At 67.9% G+C, this 17186-nt stretch carries 15 protein-coding genes and 2 pseudogenes; 6 read left to right on the top strand and 11 right to left on the bottom strand.

Features of this window, described 5'->3' with window-relative positions; all coding sequences use genetic code 11:
* Positions 1 to 13: 13 nt before the first annotated feature.
* The 4 genes from pstA to aroC form a co-directional block, all read right to left on the bottom strand.
* A complete protein-coding gene (gene pstA / locus PARN5_RS0100280; RefSeq protein WP_017997799.1) occupies positions 14 to 1354 on the bottom strand; it encodes a phosphate ABC transporter permease PstA in 1341 nt (446 codons plus the stop codon).
* On the bottom strand, positions 1351 to 2541 hold the full coding sequence (pstC, locus tag PARN5_RS0100275; protein WP_017997798.1) for a phosphate ABC transporter permease subunit PstC: 1191 nt from the start codon (positions 2539 to 2541) through the stop codon (positions 1351 to 1353). Before pstC ends, pstA begins: the two co-directional genes overlap by 4 nt.
* Positions 2542 to 2612: 71 nt before the next feature.
* The gene (locus PARN5_RS0100270) at positions 2613 to 3641 is read right to left on the bottom strand and encodes a substrate-binding domain-containing protein (protein WP_017997797.1); all 1029 of its coding nucleotides are present in this window, start codon (positions 3639 to 3641) and stop codon (positions 2613 to 2615) included.
* Positions 3642 to 3898: 257 nt separating this feature from the next.
* The gene (gene aroC / locus PARN5_RS0100265) at positions 3899 to 4999 is read right to left on the bottom strand and encodes a chorismate synthase (RefSeq protein WP_017997796.1); all 1101 of its coding nucleotides are present in this window, start codon (positions 4997 to 4999) and stop codon (positions 3899 to 3901) included.
* Positions 5000 to 5205: 206 nt separating this feature from the next.
* On the opposite strand from aroC, the gene PARN5_RS21350 reads away from it, so the two are divergent.
* The gene (locus tag PARN5_RS21350; RefSeq protein ID WP_017997795.1) at positions 5206 to 6969 is read left to right on the top strand and encodes a calcium-binding protein; all 1764 of its coding nucleotides are present in this window, start codon (positions 5206 to 5208) and stop codon (positions 6967 to 6969) included.
* A gap of 63 nt (positions 6970 to 7032) precedes the next feature.
* Here PARN5_RS21350 and PARN5_RS0100255 read toward each other — a convergent pair whose 3' ends face one another.
* Both PARN5_RS0100255 and PARN5_RS0100250 read right to left on the bottom strand, forming a co-directional pair.
* Entirely contained in the window at positions 7033 to 8847 is a 1815-nt protein-coding gene (locus tag PARN5_RS0100255; RefSeq protein ID WP_026155053.1) for an ATP-binding cassette domain-containing protein, read from the bottom strand.
* A gap of 126 nt (positions 8848 to 8973) precedes the next feature.
* Positions 8974 to 9936: a serine hydrolase gene (locus PARN5_RS0100250; RefSeq protein WP_017997793.1), complete on the bottom strand. Its 963-nt coding sequence runs from the start codon at positions 9934 to 9936 to the stop codon at positions 8974 to 8976.
* 107 nt (positions 9937 to 10043) lie between these two features.
* On the opposite strand from PARN5_RS0100250, the gene PARN5_RS0100245 reads away from it, so the two are divergent.
* Genes PARN5_RS0100245 through recR form a run of 4 tightly spaced genes read left to right on the top strand, consistent with a single transcriptional unit; the run spans position 10044 to position 13113 of the window.
* The gene (locus PARN5_RS0100245) at positions 10044 to 10337 is read left to right on the top strand and encodes a DUF2218 domain-containing protein (RefSeq protein ID WP_017997792.1); all 294 of its coding nucleotides are present in this window, start codon (positions 10044 to 10046) and stop codon (positions 10335 to 10337) included.
* A gap of 58 nt (positions 10338 to 10395) precedes the next feature.
* Complete coding sequence (locus tag PARN5_RS0100240) at positions 10396 to 12165, top strand: DNA polymerase III subunit gamma/tau (RefSeq protein WP_017997791.1); 1770 nt, start codon at positions 10396 to 10398, stop codon at positions 12163 to 12165.
* Between the two features lie 3 nt (positions 12166 to 12168).
* Positions 12169 to 12513 (top strand): YbaB/EbfC family nucleoid-associated protein, encoded by a 345-nt coding sequence (locus PARN5_RS0100235; protein WP_017997790.1) that lies wholly within the window; start codon positions 12169 to 12171, stop codon positions 12511 to 12513.
* Positions 12514 to 13113, top strand: a complete 600-nt coding sequence (gene recR, locus PARN5_RS0100230; protein WP_017997789.1) for a recombination mediator RecR — start codon at positions 12514 to 12516, stop codon at positions 13111 to 13113. It begins immediately after the preceding gene.
* A gap of 182 nt (positions 13114 to 13295) precedes the next feature.
* Here the strand turns inward: recR and PARN5_RS0100225 are convergent, their stop codons facing one another.
* From PARN5_RS0100225 to PARN5_RS0100215, 4 genes and pseudogenes are all read right to left on the bottom strand, one after another.
* Positions 13296 to 13742, bottom strand: coding sequence for an Hsp20 family protein (locus PARN5_RS0100225; protein ID WP_017997788.1), 447 nt, complete (start codon positions 13740 to 13742; stop codon positions 13296 to 13298).
* A 182-nt stretch (positions 13743 to 13924) separates the two neighbouring features.
* Positions 13925 to 14197: pseudogene (locus tag PARN5_RS24665) on the bottom strand (glycolate oxidase iron-sulfur subunit); the annotation flags it as partial.
* A gap of 115 nt (positions 14198 to 14312) precedes the next feature.
* A pseudogene (locus PARN5_RS23065) lies at positions 14313 to 14787 on the bottom strand (FAD-binding protein); the annotation flags it as partial.
* Positions 14787 to 15029, bottom strand: a complete 243-nt coding sequence (locus tag PARN5_RS0100215; RefSeq protein ID WP_017997786.1) for a DUF465 domain-containing protein — start codon at positions 15027 to 15029, stop codon at positions 14787 to 14789. The gene PARN5_RS0100215 and the pseudogene PARN5_RS23065, both read right to left, overlap by 1 nt.
* A 92-nt stretch (positions 15030 to 15121) precedes the next feature.
* Here PARN5_RS0100215 and PARN5_RS0100210 point away from each other — a divergent pair, with 92 nt between their 5' ends.
* The gene (locus tag PARN5_RS0100210; RefSeq protein ID WP_017997785.1) at positions 15122 to 15874 is read left to right on the top strand and encodes a DUF599 domain-containing protein; all 753 of its coding nucleotides are present in this window, start codon (positions 15122 to 15124) and stop codon (positions 15872 to 15874) included.
* Here PARN5_RS0100210 and PARN5_RS0100205 read toward each other — a convergent pair.
* Complete coding sequence (locus PARN5_RS0100205; protein WP_017997784.1) at positions 15785 to 16981, bottom strand: MFS transporter; 1197 nt, start codon at positions 16979 to 16981, stop codon at positions 15785 to 15787. The two genes, PARN5_RS0100210 and PARN5_RS0100205, sit on opposite strands and share 90 nt — an antisense overlap.
* Positions 16982 to 17186 lie beyond the last annotated feature (205 nt).

Genomic DNA, 17186 nt, shown 5'->3' with positions numbered 1-17186 from the left:
CTCCGTCCCGGGTTTACCACCGACGCTCGAACTTGCGACGCAGGAAGATGGCAAGAAGGTTCATGCAGAGCAGGAACACCAGCAGGACGATGATCGCCCCCGAGGCCCGTTCCATGAAGGCGGGGTCCGCGCGCTGGGTCCAGTTGAAGACCTGCACCGGCAGGGCCGAGGCGGGGTCGAACAGCCCGTCCGGCGGCGCGGCGGGGAAGTTCTTGACGAAGGCCACCATGCCGATCAGCAGCAGCGGCGCGGTCTCGCCCAGGGCTTGCGCCAGGCCGATGATGGTGCCGGTCAGGATGCCCGGCAGCGCCAGCGGCAGGACGTGGTGGAACACCGACTGCATCCTGGACGCCCCCACCCCCAGCGCCGCGTCGCGGATCGAGGGCGGCACCGCCTTCAGCGCCGCGCGGGTGGCGATGATGATGGTGGGCAGCGTCATCAGCGTCAGCACCAACCCGCCGACGATGGGCGCCGATTGCGGCAGGCCGGCGAAGTTGATGAAGGCGGCCAGGCCGAGGATGCCGAAGACGATGGACGGCACCGCGGCGAGGTTCGAGATATTGACCTCGATGATGTCGGTCCAGCGGTTCTTGGGCGCGAATTCTTCCAGATAGATCGAGGCCGCGACCCCGATCGGCACCGAGAGCACCAGCACCACCAGCATCATGTAGAGCGAGCCGAGGATGGCGATGCCGACGCCCGCCGATTCCGGGCGCTGGTCCGAGCTGTCGGGCATGGTCAGGAAGGACCAGTTCCAAGTGGTCGCCAGCATGCCCTGCGCCTTCAGCGCGTCCGCCAGTTGCAGCTGCGCCGGTGAGGTATTGCCGTCGCGCGCCGCGCTCTCCATGCTGACGCGGCCCTTGTAATAGCCGTCCACGCGGCCGTTCACCAGCACGCGGGCCTCGACGGTCTGGCCGATCAGTTCGGGGTCGGCCAGCACGCGGTTGCGCAGCTGGGCCGAGGCCTCCTTGGAGATCAGCCCGGCGCGGTCCTTGTCGGACAGGTCGGCGACCTGGATGCCCTTGTCGGCAATGGCCTTGTCCAGCGCCTGCTGCAACAGCTTGCCATAGGTCAGGGTCAGCACCTTCTTGATCTGCTCGGGATCGCGGGTGCCGGACTTGTCGAGCTGCGCCGCATCCAGCGTCACCGGGATTTCCAGATAGGTCTGGCGAAAGGCGCCGATGCCGCCGGTCAGGATGGTGAACAACAGCACCACCAGCATGACCATCGAGACGATGATCGCTGCCAGCCCATAGCCGCGAAAGCGGGATTCGGCGGCATTGCGCTTGCGGGTATGCGGGTCGGCGACCAGCAGCGAGGCCTTCTGCCCGCCGGAAAAGGTGGCGTCGCTCATTCGTACTGCTCCCGGTATTTGCGCACGACGTAAAGGGCGATGATGTTCAGCATCAGCGTGACGACGAACAGCGTCAGGCCCAGGGCAAAGGCGACCAGCGTCTCGGGCGCGGCGAAATCGGTGTCTCCGGTCAGCTGGCTGACGATCTTGACGGTGATCGTGGTCATGGCCTCGAAGGGGTTCACGCTCATCTGCGCGGCCGCGCCGGCGCCCATGACGACGATCATGGTCTCGCCGATGGCGCGGGACGCGGCCAGCAGGATGGCGCCGACGATGCCCGGCAGAGCGGCGGGCAGCACCACCTTCTTGATGGTCTCGGAATGGGTCGAGCCCAGCCCCAGCGCGCCGTCGCGCAGGCTCTGCGGCACGGCATTGATGATGTCGTCCGACAGCGAGCTGACGAAGGGGATCAGCATGATGCCCATGACCAGCCCCGCCGTCATCACCGACGACCCCGAGGCGCCAAGCCCCAGCGGCTGGGCGAACCAGTCGCGCAGCATCGGCCCGACGGTGATCAGCGCGAAAAGCCCGTAGACGATGGTCGGGATGCCGGCCAGCACCTCGATCGCGGGCTTGGCGATGCTGCGCAGCCGGGGCGAGGCGTATTCCGACATATAGATTGCCGCGAACAGCCCGATCGGCACCGAGACCGCCAGCGCGATCAGCGAGATATACATCGTGCCCCAGACCAGCGGCAGGATCCCCAGCTGCGAGCCGCCGCCAAATCTTGGCGACCAGGTGGTGCCGAAGAAGAAGTCCTGCCAGGGATATTGCTGGAAGAAGTTCCCGGTCTCGAACAGCATCGAGAAGACGATGCCGGCGGTGGTCAGGATGGCGATGCTGGAGCACAGGATCAACAGGCCCTTGACCATGCTTTCGACGGCATTGCGGGCGCGGAACGCGGGCCCGGTGCGGGTCAACGCAAGGACCAGTCCCAGCGCGGCCAGCGCCAGCCCGGCCACGGCGACCAGGGTGGTATTCGCCGCCGGCTGGACGAAGCGCCAGATGGCGATCAGGAACAGCGCGGGCAGCGCGGTCAGCAGCGCCGCGTTCCAGCCGTGGTAGCTGGGCCGCGAATGCAGCTTGCGGGTATCGCCGCCGGTCAGGGCGACGGCCCGCGCCCGGGTGGCAAGATAGCCCGCCAGTGCCAGCGCAAGCACGATCAGCAGGGTCCAGGAGACAGGCATGAGGCCCTCGTGGCTGGGAAAGTGTCTGGAAACGGAAAAGGGCGCGGGATCCCTGCCCCGCGCCCGCCACCTTATTCGGCCATAGTCACTTCATCGGCGACGGCCTTCTGCACCGTGGCCAGTTCCGGATCGGCGACCAGGCCATAGGCGGCCAGCGGCCCCTCGGGTCCGGCGATCTCGTCCGAGACGAAGAATTCGGCGAATTCCTTCAGGCCCTGGATCTCGCCGATGTGCTGCTTCTTGACATAGAAAAACAGCGGGCGCGACACCGGGTATTCGCCCTTGGCGATGGTCTCGGTCGAGGGGGTGATGCCGGCGATGGTCGCGACCTTCAGCTTGTCGGTGTTGTTTTCATAGAAGGACAGGCCGAAGACGCCGATGCCGTTCTTGGCCGACTGGATGCGGGCCAGGGTCTCGGTATAGTCGCCGTCGATGTCCACGGACTTGCCGTCGGTGCGCAGCGCCATGCAGGCCGATTCGCCGTCCTCCTCGCCCTTTTCCTTGGCAAAGACCTCGGCGGCGCCGGATTCCTTGCAGCCGGCCGCGATCACCTTCTCCTCGAAGACCTCGCGGGTGCCGTGCTTGGTGCCGGGCACGAAGGCCAGGATCTCCTGCTCGGGCAGGTCGGCGCGGATCTCGCTCCACTTGGTATAGGGGTTCGCGACCACCTTGCCGTCCTTGACCACCTCGGCGGCCAGGGCGTTGAACCAGTCGGCGGCGGTGAACTGGAAGTCGTTGCCGGCAATGTCGCTGGCAAAGACGATGCCGTCATAGCCGATGCGGACTTCCATGATGTCGGTCACGCCGGCGGCCTTGCAGGCCTCCCTCTCGCTGTCCTTGATCGGGCGCGAGGAGTTGGCGATGTCGATGGTGTTCTCGCCCACGCCCTCGCAGAATTTCTTCAGACCGGCCGAGGAACCGCCCGATTCCACCACCGGGGTCGGGAAGTCGGTATTCTCGCCGAAGGCTTCGGCGACGATGGTCGAATAGGGCAGCACCGTGGACGAGCCGGCGACCTGGATCTGGTCGCGGGCCGAGGCGACCGAGGCGGTGGCGGCGATCACGGCCAGGGCCGAAACGGTGAGTTGGGCGGATTTCATCGGATCACTCCTGAAGTTCATCGGGCCGTCTTGGCCTGCGCGCTGTCTAGGCCGGTGATGCGACGGTTATGCGAAAACATTGTGACAATCTTGCGACAACATCACCGCCGCAGGGGTATTTGAAAAACAAAGAAGGCCCGAGCCGCCACGCCCGGGCCTTCTTTGTTGCGAAAATACCCCATGGGGTGAATTGGCCCGCGAAGCGGGGCAAGAGGGGAACGGCGTTCCCCTCCCTTGCGCGCTGCCGAATCGCGCGCTTAGCCGATGCGGCCGCGTTGGCCGCCGGTCTGGGCCCGGTCCAGAAGCAGATGGTCCAGGATCACGCAGGCCGCCATGGCCTCGGCGATGGGCACGGCACGGATGCCGACGCAGGGGTCGTGCCGGCCCTTGGTGATCAGCTCGATCTCCTCGCCCTTCTGGTTGATGGTCCGGCGCGGGGTCAGGATCGAGCTCGTGGGCTTCACCGCGAAACGGACCACGATATCCTGCCCGGTCGAGATGCCGCCCAAGATGCCGCCGGCGTGGTTCGAGAGATAGCGCGGGCCCTCGTTGCCCATGCGGATCTCGTCGGCATTCTCGGTGCCGGTCAGGGCCGCCGCCGCCATGCCCTCGCCGATCTCGACGGCCTTCACCGCGTTGATCGACATCATCGCCGCCGCCAGGTCGGTGTCGAGCTTGGCATAGACCGGCGCGCCCAGGCCCGGCGGGCAGCCCTGGATCAGCACCTCGAGCGCGGCGCCGACGCTGTCCTGGGCTTTGCGGATGCCGTTCAGGTAATCCTCCCAGGCCGGCACCGCCGAGGCATCGGGCAGAAAGAACGGGTTCCTGCCGATCTCTGCCGCGTCGAAATTCGCCCGGTCCAGGTGCAGCGTGCCCATCTGCACCATGTAGCCGGTGATCTTCAGCCCCGGCACCAGGTCGCGCAGCACCGCCTGGGCGACGCCCCCGGCCGCGACCCGCGCCGCCGTCTCGCGCGCGCTGGACCGCCCGCCGCCGCGATAGTCGCGGATGCCGTATTTCAGGTGATAGGCGATATCGGCATGGCCGGGACGGAAGGCCTGGGCGATGTCGCCGTAATCCTTGCTGCGCTGGTCGGTGTTCTCGATCATCAGCTGAATCGGCGTGCCGGTGGTCCGTCCCTCGAACACGCCCGAAAGGATGCGGACCTGGTCCGGCTCTTGCCGCTGCGTGGTGAATTTGGACGTGCCGGGCCGGCGGCGGTCCAGGAATTGCTGGATCCAGGCCTCGTCCAGCGCGACGCCGGGCGGGCAGCCGTCCACGGTGGCGCCAAGCGCCGGACCGTGGCTTTCGCCCCAGGTGGTGAAGGTGAAGACGCGGCCGAATGTGTTGACGCTCATGGTTCCCGGACCCCCTTTTTGCCTGCGATAGCGGCGCAGGCGGCAGGGGGCAATCCCTGCCCGCCCCGGTCCCGCCCATGGCTCGCGCCGATTGTGCAGGGATTTCAGCGCCGAGCCCATATTTCACGCCGGCTTCACGGGCGCGGGCGCACTCTCGCGACACGGGCGGAACAGGCCCCAGCGACAAATGCGAACAGGAGGAAGACATGCCAACCGGCACAACGGGCAACGACACCCTGATCGGGACGTCGGCCAATGAGGTATTCTACGCCTTGGCGGGGAATGACTATGTCCTGGGTCAGGGCGGAAACGACACCATCTACGGCGACGCCGGCAACGACTATCTCTCCGGCGGCAGCGGCAATGATTATATCCACGCCGGCACCGGCATCGATACCGTGCATGGCTGGGAAGACAACGACACGATCGTTTCCAGCGGCTACGGCCAATATTATGGCGATACCGGCAACGACTATATCTATGCCGGCAGCGGCGGCGGCGAGACGCTGGACGGCGGCGGTGGCACCGACTGGCTGAATACCACCAGCTGGAGCGGAAATTACTCGGTGAACCTTGGCACCGGCGCGACCAACTTCTCATTTGAAAGCTTCGTGAATTTCGAAAACATCTATTCCGGTTCGGGCAATGACACGCTTTACGGCACCGCCGGCGCGAATACCATGTATGGCAATGACGGTAACGATTACATCTATGGCTACGGCGGCAACGACTACCTCTATGGCGGCAATGGCAACGACTATCTGCATGCCGGAACCGGCACCGACACGGTCTATGGCGTGGCCGGCAACGATACGCTCGTTTCCAGCGGCTACGGCTATTACTCCGCCGGGAACGACAACGACTATGTCTATGCCGGAAACGGCGGCGGCGAGACGCTGGACGGCGGCGCCGGCACCGACTGGCTGAATACCGCCGCCTGGAGCGGGGACTACTCCGTCAACCTCGCCAGCGGCGCCACCAACTGGAGCGGAGAGAGCTTCGTCAATTTCGAACATCTCTATTCCGGCTCTGGCAATGATACGCTGATCGGAACCGACATCGCAAATTACATCTACGGAAACGACGGAAACGACTATATTTACGGTTACAACGGTAACGACTATCTCTACGGCGGCAATGGTAACGATTATATCAATGCTGGTGTAGGCACTGATACCGTTTACGGCGTTTCTGGCAATGACACCATCATTTCCAGTGGATACGGCCAATATTACGCTGGAGACGGAGCCGATTCGGTTCTTGCTGGAAATGGCGGCGGCGAAACTTTGGATGGCGGCAACGGCACCGACTGGTTGAACACCACGGCATGGTCGGGGAATTATTCCATCAACCTTGCAACCGGCGTCACCAACTACGGCGGCGAAAGCTTCGTGAACTTCGAGAACGTGCTTTCGGGCATCGGCAATGACACGATCAACGGCACGGCCGGCGCGAATCGCGTGAACGCCAATGCCGGCAACGACAGGGTCTATGGCCTTGGGGGCAACGACTTCCTGCAAGGCATGGGCGGTAACGACCTCGTTTCGGGTGGGGTAGGCGCCGATTTCATCCAGGGTGGCAGCGGCAACGACACCATGATTGGTGGCGCAGGCTCTGACACGCTGAACGATGGCGCCGGGTTCGATGTCTTCCGCTTTGTCGCCCTCAGCGACTCGGCGGTCGGGGTCGGTATCGACCTGATCAACGGCTTCGACGGGGCCGGCGGGGCGCCGGGCGACCGGTTCGATCTGTCGGCCATCGACGCCAATACCCTGGTCGCAGGCAATCAGGCGTTCACCTTCCACGGCACCACCAATGGCGGCGCCGGCACCGCCTGGGTGATCAACAACGGCGCCGAGACCTGGCTCCAGGTCAATGTCGACGGCGATGCCGCAGCCGAGATGCGCATCCGCATCGCCGATGGCGCGACCCTGGCGGGCAACTACGCCGCCTCGGACTTCATACTCTGAGCCGTTCTCCCCCCGGCTCGACGACTGGCGCGGTCCTTCGGGGCCGCGCTTTTTCGCGGGCGGCTAGCCCTGCTCGCGCCCGGCCAGATCCAGCCATTCCTCCTCGGCGGCCTCCAGCGCGGCCTGGCGCTCGGTCAACCCCTCGCTCGCCTTGGAGAATTTCGCGGGCTGGGTCTGGAACAGGTCGGGCTGGGCCAGGAATTCGGTCAGCTTGCCGATCTCGGCCTCGAGCCGCTCGATGATGCCGGGCAGCGCCTCGAGCCGCTTCTTCTCGGTGAAGCTCAGGCCGGTGCGCGGCGCGGTAGCCCTTGGCTCGGGTGCCGCGGGCTTCGGTGCCGCGGGCTTGGGCGGCTCGGCAACCGCGACCGTCTCGGGGCGCTGGCGGCGATAATCCGACCAGCCGCCGGGATAGATCGTGGCGCGGCCGTCGCCCTCCATCGCCACGGTGGTCGTGGCCACGCGGTCGATGAAATCGCGGTCGTGGCTGACCAGCAGAACGGTGCCGTCGTAATCGCCCAGGATGTCCTGCAAGAGGTCCAGCGTCTCGACGTCCAGATCGTTCGTCGGCTCGTCCAGCACCAGGAGGTTCGAGGGCCGGGCCATGATCCGCGCCAGCAGCAGCCGCGCCTTCTCGCCGCCCGACAGGCTGCCGACCGGCGCGCGGGCCTGCGCCTCGTCGAACAGGAAATCCTTGAGATAGGCGACGACATGGCGGGGTTGGCCCCGCACCATGACCTGGTCGGCGCGCCCCGAGACCCGCATCGCCGGATCGCCCGCCAGCGCGTCCCACAGGCTGACCGTTTCGTCGATGGCGCTGCGGGCCTGGTCGAAGACCGCAATGTCGAGATTGGTGCCGTGCTTCACCTCGCCGTTGTCGGGGGCCAGCTCGCCGGTCAGCATCTTGATCAGCGTGGTCTTGCCGGCGCCGTTCGGGCCGACGAAGGCGACGCGGTCGCCGCGCAGCACGCGCAGGTCGAAGGGCTTCAGGATCACCCGCTCGCCGAAGGATTTCGAGATACCCCTGGCGTCGATGACCCGCTTGCCGGACTGCTGGCCGGCGTCCATCTCCATCGCCGCGGTGCCCTGACGGCGGATCTGGCCGGCGCGTTCCTCGCGCAGCGCGGCCAGGGCGCGCACCCGGCCCTGGTTGCGCTTGCGCCGGGCGCTGATGCCCTCGACGGCCCATTTCGCCTCGGCCTTGATCTTGCGGTCCAGCTTGTGGCGGGCCTCGTCCTCGGCCGCCCAGACGGTTTCGCGCCAATCCTCGAAATGCTCGAAACCGCGGTCCTGGCGGCGCACCGCGCCGCGGTCGATCCACAGCGTCGCCCGCGTCAGCGCCCGCAGGAAGGCGCGGTCGTGCGAGATCAGCACGAAGCCCGCGCGCGTGGTCGAAAGCTGTTCCTCGAGCCAGCCGATGGCCTCGATGTCCAGATGGTTCGTCGGCTCGTCCAGCAGCATCAGCTCGGGCGCCTCGGCCAGAAGCCGGGCCAGCGCCGCGCGCCGCCGCTCGCCGCCCGAGGCGGTGGCCACGGCCCGGTCGGGGTCGAACTTCAGCCCCTCGGCCGCCATCTCGACCCGGTAGCCCTGGTCGTCGCCCAGGCTGGCGCGGGCGAAATCGCCCAAGGTGGCAAAGGCCGCAAGGTCCGGCTCCTGCTCCATATAGCCGACATGGATGCCGGCGGGCGTGATGACCTGGCCGGCATCGGGCTCGACCAGCCCGGCCATGACCTTCATCAGCGTGGACTTGCCCGAGCCGTTGCGGCCGACCAGCGCCAGCCGGTCGCCCTCCTGCACGGTCAGATTCAGCCCGTCGAAGACGGGGTTGCCGCCGAAGGTCAGCGAAATGTCGGAGAGTTGCAAAAGCGGTGCGCGTGCCATGGCTCGCAGATAGGCCGCGCCGCTGGTCGGGTCAACGGGGGACGGATGCGGGCGGAATGGGGGCGCTGCCCCCGGCCCTGCGGGCCTCCCCCGGGGTATTTTCGCAACGAAGAAATGGCGGAGCAATCACAGCGCCGCGACCAGCCGGCCGGCCAGCGCGTGCAGCTCGGTACGATAGCCCGAGCGCGCCGAGGGCCGGTCGGGGTCGGAGGTCATGGCGATGGCGACCGGCACCCGGCCGGGAAAGACGTAGATCATCTGCCCGCCATAGCCCCAGCCGTAGCGCACCGGCCGGCCGGCGATGCGGCTGACGAACCAGCCATAGCCATATTCCTCGCCGTTGAAGATCGAGCGGGTGCGCGGCCGCCAGCTCTCGGCGATCCAGTCCTCGGGGATCACCCCCTGCCCGCCCGCGGCATAGGCGGCGCCGAAGGAAAGCAGGCTGCGGGTGCTCATCGCCATCTGGTTGCCGCCCAGATAGATGCCCTGCGGGTCGCGCTCCCATGCGGCGATGGCGAAGCCGGGCAGCGTCAGCCAATCCCGCGCCAGCGCCAGCGTCGAGCGCCCCGAGGCACGCGTCAGCATGGCCGAGACCAGATGCGTCGAGGCGGTGGAATAAAGCATCCCCTGCCCCGGATCGGCGACGAAGGGTGCGGCCAGTGCGGCGCGCACCCAGTTGCGGCTGCTGACCCAGGCCCCGTAATTCGGCCCCGACTGCCGCTCCAGCCCGGCCTGCATCGACAGCAGATGCCCCAGGGTCAGCCGGGCCAGGCGCGGATCGGGATCGGCCGGCAGGTCGGCGCGCAGCAGTTCGGCCACCCTCTGGTCGGGGCCGGAAAACAGCCCACGCGCGATGGCGATGCCCGCCAGCGCCGAGACGATGGATTTCGAGGCCGATTTGATGTTCGTCGCCCGGTCCGGGGTAAAGCCGCCGAAGCCGCGCGCCGCCACCTCCTCGCCGTCGCGCCAGACGGCGATGGCGCGCAGTTGCGGCAGGTCCGCCGCCTCGAGCACCTCGCGCAGCGAGGCCCGCGCCAGGTGCGGCATCGCCAGGAGCGGCAGGGCCAGCAGGATTGAACGTCGCTTCATCCGGGTTATATGGGGGACACCGGGTCCGGGCCGAGCCCCCTCACCCATTCGTGACCCTTTCATGTCCGCCAGCCGCCGCCAGCCGGACCCGCAAGACAGGAAAGCCCATGTCCCAGACCGTCATCCTTTCGACCTGCCGCGTGGCGACCGCGCATGGCAGCCGCTATCTGCAACAGCTCTGCAAGCATTGGGCGCACAAGTTCGAGGTCGAGTTCGACGCCAGCCGCGGCCGCATCGCCATGCCCGAGGATCGCACCGTCAACCTGACCGCCACGCCCGAGGCGCTGGAAATCACCCTCGACGCCCCGGCCGAGACGACCGAGCACATGCGCCACATCGTCGACAGCCATATCGCCCGCTTCGCCTTCCGCGAGGAGCTGGTCTTCAACTGGACGCCCTGACCCGGTTGCCGGCCCGCGCCGGCACCGCTAATCTCGGCCGGTCACGAAAGGCCGGCGGATGAGCGAAGAACAGACCTATCAAGTACTGGCGCGGAAATACCGCCCCGAGACCTTCGCCGACCTGGTCGGCCAGGACGCGATGGTGCGCACGCTGAAGAACGCCTTCGCGGCCGACCGGATTGCGCAGGCCTTCATCATGACCGGCATCCGCGGCACCGGCAAGACCACCACCGCGCGCATCATCGCCAAGGGGCTGAACTGCATCGGCCCCGACGGCACGGGCGGCCCGACGACCGAGCCCTGCGGGGTCTGCGAGCATTGCGTGGCGATCTCCGAAGGCCGGCATGTCGACGTGCTGGAAATGGACGCCGCGTCTCGAACCGGCGTGAACGACATCCGCGAAATCATTGAATCGGTTCACTATCGCGCGGCTTCGGCGCGCTACAAGATCTATATCATCGACGAAGTCCACATGCTCTCGACCAGCGCCTTCAACGCGCTGCTGAAGACGCTGGAGGAACCGCCGCCGCATGTGAAATTCATCTTCGCCACCACGGAAATCCGCAAGGTGCCGGTGACGGTGCTGTCGCGCTGCCAGCGCTTCGACCTGCGCCGGATCGAGCCCGAGGTGATGATCGCGCTTCTGCAGAAGATCGCCGGCCGCGAGGGCGCCGAGATCACCGATGACGCGCTGGCGCTGATCACCCGCGCGGCCGAGGGCTCGGCCCGCGACGCGACCAGCCTTCTTGACCAGGCGATCAGCCATGGCGCGGGCGAGACGACGGCGCCCCAGGTTCGCGCCATGCTGGGCCTCGCGGATCGCGGCCGTGTCCTTGACCTGTTCGACATGATCCTGCGCGGCGCCGCGGCCGAGGCGCTGGCCGAGTTGCAGGCGCAATATGCCGATGGCGCCGACCCGATGGCGGTCCTGCGCGACCTGGCCGAGATCACGCATTGGGTCAGTATCGTGAAGATCACCCCCGAGGCGATCGAGGATCCGACCATCGGCCCGGACGAACGCGCCCGCGGCCAGCAGATCGCCGAGCGCATCCCGATGCGCGCCCTGACCCGGCTGTGGCAGATGCTCTTGAAGGCGCTGGAAGAGGTCGGCCAGGCCCCGAACGCGATGATGGCGGCCGAAATGGCGATCATCCGCCTGACCCATGTCGCCGACCTGCCCGACCCCGAGGCGCTGATCCGCAAGGTCCAGGCCTCAGCGGCGGCCGGCGAGTTCAACCGCGCGCCCGCCGCCTCGCAGCGCAGCGAGGCCCCGCGCGCCGCCGCGCCCCGCGCCCCGGTCGCGGTCCGCGAGGGCGGCAGCGCCGCCGCCATCGCCGTCTCGCCCGACGCGCTGGCCGGCTTCCCCGATTTCGCCTCCGTCATCGAACTGATCCGCCGCATGCGCGACATGAAGCTGCTGCTCGATGTCGAGGATCACCTGCGCCTCGTCCGCTATGCCCCCGGCCGGATCGAGTTCAACCCGACCGAGGACGCGCCCCGCGACTTTGCCCAGCGGCTGGCCGAGCGGCTGCGCGGCTGGACCGGCGGCCAGCGCTGGGCGGTGGTCGTGGTCTCGGAACCGGGGGCGCCGACCCTGCGCGAACAGGCGCTGGCGCGCGAGGCCCAGACCCGCGCCCGTGCCATGGAAAACCCGGCCGTGCAGGCGATCTTCGCCCATTTCCCCGAGGCCAAGATCACCAGGATTCGCCCGGTGCCGCAGCCGGTCGCGGTTGAAAAACCGGCGGGCGAGGATACATCCCCGCATGAGCTGACCGAAGGCCCGGTGGCCGAGGTCGAGGAATGGGATCCTTTCGAGGACGAGGAGTAGGCGATGTTCAAGGGCTTGGGCGATATGGGCGACCTGTCGAAGATGATGGAAGCCGCCCAGCAGATGCAGACCAAGATGGCCGAGATGCAGGAGGGGCTGACCCGCCTGACCGTCACCGGCGAATCCGGCGCCGGTCTGGTCAAGGCCACGGCGACGGCCAAGGGCGAGCTGACCGCACTCGACATCGACCCCTCGATCTTCAAGGCCGAGGACAAGGAGGTGGTCGAGGACCTGATCCTGGCCGCGATCAAGGACGCACAGCGCCGCGCCCAGGACAAGGCGGCCGAGGAAATGGCCCGGCTGACCCGCGAGCTGGGCCTGCCCGCCGACATGAAGATGCCGTTCTGAATGGTTTCCTCGGGCGATGAGATCGAGACGCTGATCGCCACCATGGCGCGGCTGCCGGGCTTGGGCCCGCGCTCGGCGCGCCGCATCGTGCTGCACCTGATCCGCAAGCGCGCCGGCCAGATGGCGCAGCTGGCCGGGCTGATGGGCCATGTCGCGGAAAACGCCCGCGAATGCCTGGTCTGCGGCAATGTCACCGGCGCCGACATCTGCCCGATCTGCGAGGATCCTGCCCGCGCCACCGGCGAGATCTGCGTCGTCACCGACGTGGCCGACCTCTGGGCGATGGAGCGCGGCCGGGCCTTCCGCGGCCGCTATCATGTGCTGGGCGGCAGCCTGTCGGCGCTGGACGAGATCGGCCCCGAGGACCTGCGCATCCCGCAACTCATCGACCGCATCGCCGAGGAAAACATCACCGAGGTCATCCTCGCGCTCTCGGCCACGGTCGAGGGCCAGACCACGGCGCATTACATCGCCGAGGCGCTGGCCGCGACCGGCGCCACCGTCACCGGCCTGGCGCAAGGCGTGCCCATCGGCGGCGAGCTCGACTATCTCGACGACGGCACCATCGCCGCCGCGCTCCGCGCCCGCCGCAGGTTCTAGCGGCGCCCGCAGAGCCGGGGCTCTGCCCCGGACCCCGGGGTATTTTCGCAACAGAGAAAGACGCGGGCAAGCGCTTCCGCCTGCGCATGACGAAAGGGGCCCCGAACCCGGCGCCCCTTGGCTTTCACCGTTTTGCAAATACCCCGGGGGTCCGGGGGCAGCGCCCCCGGCCGCGGCCGCCCTCAGGCGTCCAGCTTGCCCACCGCCTTCACCGGTTTCGCGATCTCGATCCGGCGCGGCTTCAGCGCCTCGGGAATCTCGCGCACCAGGTCGATGTTCAGCATGCCGTCCTCATGGCTCGCGCCTTCGACGCGGACATGGTCGGCCAGGGTGAAGCGGCGCTCGAAGGCGCGGTTGGCGATTCCGCGATGCAGGAAGCTGCGGCTTTCGTCCTCGCTGGCCTTGCGGCCCGAGACGATCACGGCGCCGTCCTTGACCTCGACGGTCAGCTCGTCGGCGGAAAAGCCCGCGACGGCAATCGAGATGCGATAGGCATTCTCGCCGGTCTTCTCGATGTTATAGGGCGGGTAGCTTGCGATATCGGCGGAAAGAGCCCGGTCCATCACATCCGCCATGCGGTCGAAGCCGACCGAGGCACGGTAGAGCGGGGTAAGATCGAAGTTGCGCATTTTCGCATCCTTTTCCAAAGCGATACAAAGGCTTGCCCCCCGGCTGCCGGGCGGGCAGGTCCGTCGGCGCCATCCGGCCCTCCGACAGCGCATAGCTGGGATCGGCGCGGGCGGTTTTCAAGACCCTGCGCCGGGGCCGTGGCGCGGGTGGCGTGGGTATTTGGGCAACAAGGAAGACGGGTCTAGGGTGTCAGGACGCGCGGACGCGGGCCGCCGCTGGCCCGATCAGCAGTTCCACGATATGGACCAGCGGCAGCGCGGTGCCGGTGCCGATCTGCATCATGCAGCCGATATTGCCGGCGCCGCAATTCCCCGGACAATTCCGGTTGCAGCAGATTATAGGTCCTGGCCGAGCAGAGATGCGGATTTTCTGGTTCCATGATGTGGAATCCGACCTGCGCCAGCAGCATCTTGGGAGCCGTGCGGATCTGATGGCCGTGCCGCAGCGAGCAGGCGACGCGCATGCCCCGGCCGCGGCCGTTCTGCTCGGGGCCGAGCGCGGCAGCGATGGCCTGGTAGACCGCCGGTTCGAGATCCGCGAGGACCGGCTGTTCGTCGCGCAGCGCGCCGGCCACCGATGGCGCAGGCGAGTTGGCTGGACGGATCGGGCGCATAGAAGAAGCCCGCCGCCTCGACCGCGCCCGAAACCGACAGCGTGGTGCGGCCGGCCTGCACGCGGATGAAGCGATCGGCGAGGTCGGTTTCCAGCACCGCGTTCATGCGCGCCAGGCTGATCACCACCGCGTCGGCTGTGGGCATTGAGCCGCCGGCCAGGCTGGTCCCGCCCCGCGCGGCACCACCGGCACGCGCTCTTCGTGGCAGAGCCGCAGCACCGCCGCGACGCCCACGGTGGTCGAGGGCAGCACGACGGCCAGCGGCGGCAGTGATAGGCCGAGAGCGCGTCGCATTCATAGGCGCGGGTCTCGGCCGGGTCGGCGATCACCCGCGCCGCGACGTCGCCCGCCGCCGACAGCGCCACGATCAGCCGCGCCACGATCAGGTCGCGGCGGGCGATGACGGCCTGGTCCGGGGCGGGCATCTGCATCAGGCGGGCGCCGCGGCGATCAGGCGCGCGATCTCGTCCTTCAGCGCGGCGCGACGCTTGCGCAACGCGGTTTCGGCCTCGTCCGACATGGGCGTGTGGCGGCTTTCGGCGGCACCGACCTGGTCGTTCACCTGGTCGTAATCGACCAGCAGCCGGGCGAAATGCGCGTCCGACAGCTTCAGCGCATGGATGCGGGCGGCATCGTTCGGAAATTCCTCGTGAATGGCGTGCGGTGCGGCCATGTTACCCTCCGGTTCTCTGCGCGTTTCCTCCTGCAGGTTAGGCAGCCGGGCGGACGCTGGCAACACGTGCCGGGTGGCGGTAAGATCTGGTCATGCAGATTCCCCTTCCGCCCGCCGGCCCCTTCACCCCCGCCGACCTGGCCGCACTGGCCTGGCTTTTCCTGGCCTGGCTGGGCATCGGCTGGATCACCGAGCATCCGCCAAGGCAGCACCCCTCGGTCTCGGTGCTGATGAAGGACTACCGGCGCGAATGGATGCGGCATTTCGTCACCCGCGATCCGCGCATCTTCGACGGCAATATCCTGACCACATTGCGCGAGGGCACGGCCTTCTTCGCCTCGGCCTGCCTGATCGCCGTCGGCGGCGGGCTGGCGCTGATCGGCAAGACCGACCAGCTGGCGGGCGTGGCGCGGCAGTTCGACCTGGGCCATGTCCCGGCGCTGAAATGGGAAATCAAGATCGTCGTGGTGCTGTTCTTCGTCGCCAACGCGCTGTTGCGCTTCGTCTGGGCGCATCGGCTGTTCGGCTATTGCGCGGTGATGATGGCGGCGGTGCCGAACGATCCCGAGGATCCGCGCGCCATGCCCGCCGCCATGCAGGCGGCCGAGATCAACATCACCGCGGCGCGCAGCTTCAACTCGGGGCTGCGCTGCGTCTATTTCGCGCTCGGGGCGCTGGGCTGGCTGGCGGGACCGCTGGGGCTGTTCCTCGCCACGCTCTACGTGCTTGTCATCTCGTGGCGGCGGGAATTCGCCTCACACTCGCGCGGGGTGATCCTGCATGCCCATCCCGGCAGCGCGGGACTGCCACCAGGCCAGGCCCAGGGCCAGCATCCCCGCGACTGACAGCGCCATCGCCACCAGGCCTGAGCTCTGCCAGCCCCAGCCCGCCGCCAGCGCCATGCCGGCAAGCCAGGGCCCCAGCGCATTGGCGGCGTTGAAGGCGGCGTGGTTCATCGCGGCGGCCATGCTCTGCGCGCGCCCGGCCACGTCCATCAGCCGGGTCTGCAAGGGCACCACCATGCCCGAGCCCAGCCCCAGCAGGAACGAGGACAGAAGCATCAGCCCCCAGCTGCCGACGGCCCAGGCGGCAAAGCCCTGCGTCGCCAGCATGAAGCCCATCAAGAGCAGCGCCGAGCGCCAGGTCCCCAGCCGGATGGTCAGCCGCGCCGCCATGATGCTGCCCAGCGTGCCGCCGATACCGAAGCCCGACAGCATGGCCGGCACCGCCCAGCCCGGAGGCTGCGTCGTGGCCAGCATCGCGGCCGAGAGATAGGAATAGACCGCGAAAAGCCCGCCGAAGCCGATGGCCCCGACCAGCAGCGTCAGCACCACGGCCGGATTGCCGAGCGCCTTCAACTCGTCCATCGGCCGGGCATCCTTCGCGGCACCGACGCGCGGCGCCAGCCGCAGGATCAGCCAGCCCGCCAGCAGCGCCAGCACGCCCGGCAGGGCAAAGCCCCAGCGCCAGCCGAGGCTCTGGCCCAGCACGCCGGCCAGCGGCACGCCGGCGATATTGGCGATGGTCAGGCCCAGCAGCACCTGGGTCACGCCCTTGGCCCTTTGCTCGCGCGGCAAGGCGTCGGCGGCGAACAGCATGGCGACGCCCAGGAAGCCGCCATGCGGCAGCCCGGCCAGGAAGCGGGTGGAGACCAGCGTGCCATAGCCCGGCAGCACCGCCGCCAGCAGGTTCATCACGCCATAGGCGGCGATCAGCGCCGCCAGATAGCGCCGCCGCGGCAGCCGCGCGCCCAGGATCGAGGTGATCGGCGCCCCCACCACCACCCCCAGCGCATAGGCGCTGACGACATGGCCCGCCTGCGGCTCGGTGATGCCGAGGTCGCCGGCATACCAGGGCAGCAGCCCCATGGCGGCGAATTCCGAGGTGCCGATGGCAAAGGCACCGAGGCCAAGGGCGAGAATCGCAAGTTTCAGGTTTGGCTGCGGCGGCATGGCGGCACCTTCCGGGGCATGGTGGCGGGATTTTCGGGAATCCTGTTGGCGATAACAGATTCCCGGCCCGCCCGTCACCCTGCCGCCGCCGAAATGCGGCCATGCACTGCGCGCAAATGTCGCGCCCGAGCGGGTCTGACCAGCCTTCTCTGTTGCATAAATACCCAAACCGCAAGGCTGCCACGGCAGCACCCTCGCCCATTCC

The organism is Paracoccus sp. N5, from assembly GCF_000371965.1.
GTDB lineage: Bacteria > Pseudomonadota > Alphaproteobacteria > Rhodobacterales > Rhodobacteraceae > Paracoccus.
This window is presented reverse-complemented; position numbering and strand designations above follow the sequence as displayed.

Bases quoted from the DNA above. Each gene is read 5' to 3' on its own strand.
- pstA (WP_017997799.1), bottom strand. From the start codon at position 1,354: ATGAGCGACGCCACCTTTTCCGGCGGGCAGAAGGCCTCGCTGCTGGTC.
- pstC (WP_017997798.1), bottom strand. From the start codon at position 2,541: ATGCCTGTCTCCTGGACCCTGCTGATCGTGCTTGCGCTGGCACTGGCG.
- PARN5_RS0100270 (WP_017997797.1), bottom strand. From the start codon at position 3,641: ATGAAATCCGCCCAACTCACCGTTTCGGCCCTGGCCGTGATCGCCGCC.
- aroC (WP_017997796.1), bottom strand. From the start codon at position 4,999: ATGAGCGTCAACACATTCGGCCGCGTCTTCACCTTCACCACCTGGGGC.
- PARN5_RS21350 (WP_017997795.1), top strand. From the start codon at position 5,206: ATGCCAACCGGCACAACGGGCAACGACACCCTGATCGGGACGTCGGCC.
- PARN5_RS0100255 (WP_026155053.1), bottom strand. From the start codon at position 8,847: ATGGCACGCGCACCGCTTTTGCAACTCTCCGACATTTCGCTGACCTTC.
- PARN5_RS0100250 (WP_017997793.1), bottom strand. From the start codon at position 9,936: ATGAAGCGACGTTCAATCCTGCTGGCCCTGCCGCTCCTGGCGATGCCG.
- PARN5_RS0100245 (WP_017997792.1), top strand. From the start codon at position 10,044: ATGTCCCAGACCGTCATCCTTTCGACCTGCCGCGTGGCGACCGCGCAT.
- PARN5_RS0100240 (WP_017997791.1), top strand. From the start codon at position 10,396: ATGAGCGAAGAACAGACCTATCAAGTACTGGCGCGGAAATACCGCCCC.
- PARN5_RS0100235 (WP_017997790.1), top strand. From the start codon at position 12,169: ATGTTCAAGGGCTTGGGCGATATGGGCGACCTGTCGAAGATGATGGAA.
- recR (WP_017997789.1), top strand. From the start codon at position 12,514: ATGGTTTCCTCGGGCGATGAGATCGAGACGCTGATCGCCACCATGGCG.
- PARN5_RS0100225 (WP_017997788.1), bottom strand. From the start codon at position 13,742: ATGCGCAACTTCGATCTTACCCCGCTCTACCGTGCCTCGGTCGGCTTC.
- PARN5_RS0100215 (WP_017997786.1), bottom strand. From the start codon at position 15,029: ATGGCCGCACCGCACGCCATTCACGAGGAATTTCCGAACGATGCCGCC.
- PARN5_RS0100210 (WP_017997785.1), top strand. From the start codon at position 15,122: ATGCAGATTCCCCTTCCGCCCGCCGGCCCCTTCACCCCCGCCGACCTG.
- PARN5_RS0100205 (WP_017997784.1), bottom strand. From the start codon at position 16,981: ATGCCGCCGCAGCCAAACCTGAAACTTGCGATTCTCGCCCTTGGCCTC.